Annotated in this window: 1 protein-coding gene; it reads right to left on the bottom strand. The window is 44.0% G+C overall.

All coding sequences use genetic code 11. The features are described 5' to 3' along the window. Window positions 1-1,791 (bottom strand): type I restriction endonuclease subunit R (locus Q7U33_RS05955; RefSeq protein WP_304858713.1); only part of this gene is annotated, 1,791 nt, incomplete at its 3' end. Between the last annotated feature and the right edge of the window lie 140 nt (window positions 1,792-1,931).

Below are 1,931 nucleotides of genomic sequence, written 5' to 3'. Positions count from 1 at the left end.
ACTCACAATCATGCCTTTACCTGCGAACACTTCTTGGCGTTGCTCAAAATGATTCACAATATCTTGTGCAATATTATGAATACGTTTTTCACTACCGATTAAAGCTTCAACTTGCGTCCAACGTGTTTTGGCTTTTTGTGTTTCGGTGAGTTCGTCTTGGTCTAGCTCTTCATCTAGCTCAGCAACGAGTTTTCGGCCTTCATCAGAAAGTTGCACTTTGGCTAAGCGACTCTCGTAATAAATGCGCACCGTTGCACCATCTTCAACGGCTTGAGCAATGTCGTATACGTCGACGTAATTACCAAATACCGCAGGCGTGTTTACATCGGTGCTTTCGATCGGTGTGCCGGTAAAACCCAGGTAGGTAGCGTTAGGCAAAGCATCACGCATATATTTAGCAAAACCATATACAATTTTTTGGCCGATGACTTCGCCCGCTGCGTTTTTATCATCTACCGTTTTAGCTTTAAAGCCATATTGGGTACGATGCGCTTCATCGGCAATCACCACAATATTTCTGCGTTCCGATAAGGTTTCATATACATTGCCTTCTTCAGGCTGAAACTTCTGTATGGTGGTAAATACAACGCCGCCAGAAGCGACTTTAAGCAACTCTTTAAGCTGTTGCCTATCTTCCACCTGCTTGGGTTCTTGACGCAATAACTGGCTAGAAGCGGCAAAGGTATCAAACAACTGGTCATCTAAGTCATTGCGGTCGGTAATCACCACTATAGTTGGGTTATTCAATGCCAATACAATCTTACCTGTATAGAACACCATGCTAAGTGATTTACCGCTGCCTTGTGTATGCCATACCACACCAGCTTTGCGGTCGCCTTTGGGTTGGGTGCGCACAGCTGGTAAGCCATAATCGGCAGGAGTTTGTGCTACGCCTGAAGCTTCGGCAGTTGCGCGCAAGGTCGAAACCACGGCCGCATTGACTGCGTAGTACTGGTGATAAGCCGCCAGCTTTTTAACAGTGCTGATGCTGATTTGCCCTGTCGTAGCATCTTCTTTGGAGGATTTTTCAAAAACGATAAAATGGCGGATTAAATCTAATAGCGTTGCTTTATTAAGCATGCCATTAATCAGCGTTTCTAATTGACTGACCAGATGAGATGCATCCGTTTTGCCATCCGCACTCTTCCAAGCCATAAAGCGGCTTAAGCCTGCGGAAATGCTGCCTGCTTTGGCCTCTAACCCATCTGAAATAACAACAAAGCCGTTATAGGTAAACAAGCTTGGAATGGCTTGTTTGTATGTTTCTAACTGCCTGTAAGCTGAAGTGAGAGTGGTGTTTTCATCAGCGGCATTTTTGAGTTCGATAACGACTAAAGGCAAGCCATTCACAAACAGAATAATGTCTGGGCGTTTGTTTTGGTTGTTTTCAATAATGGTAAACTGGTTAGCTACTACAAATTCGTTGTTGTCTGGGTTGGCAAAATCAACCAACCAAACTAAATCACCACGGGTGTTGCCATCTTTTTGGTAGCTAACATTCACGCCTTCAGTGAGTAAGCGATGAAAGTCTTCATTATTCGCTAATAACTCAGGCGAGCTAATACGCTGTATAGATTTTATAGCTTCATCTAAGGCTGCAGCAGTTAATGTGGGGTTAATACGGGCAACGGCTTTGCGTAATCGGCCAAGCATTAATAAATCGGCAAAACTCTCACGCTCTGGGTTTGCGCTATCTGGCGCAACATCAGGCCCGTAAATATATACGAAGCCAAGCGCTTGGAGACGCTCAATGGTCAGGGTTTCGATTGCAGATTCCGTGAGATGTTTCATATAAATGTTAAACAAGCTTTGGTTGATGTTGTGTTATTACATCAGCTAAATCAATTTCGAGTATCTCTGCAGCCTCTGTGTAAAACCATTCCCAACGATCTATCATTGCATCCATTGTCCAACTCTGGTCAAATTTCTTT

The organism is Methylotenera sp., from assembly GCF_030653755.1.
Taxonomy (GTDB): domain Bacteria; phylum Pseudomonadota; class Gammaproteobacteria; order Burkholderiales; family Methylophilaceae; genus Methylotenera.
Note: the sequence above shows the minus strand (reverse complement) of the source record. Positions and strands in the feature narration are given on the sequence as shown.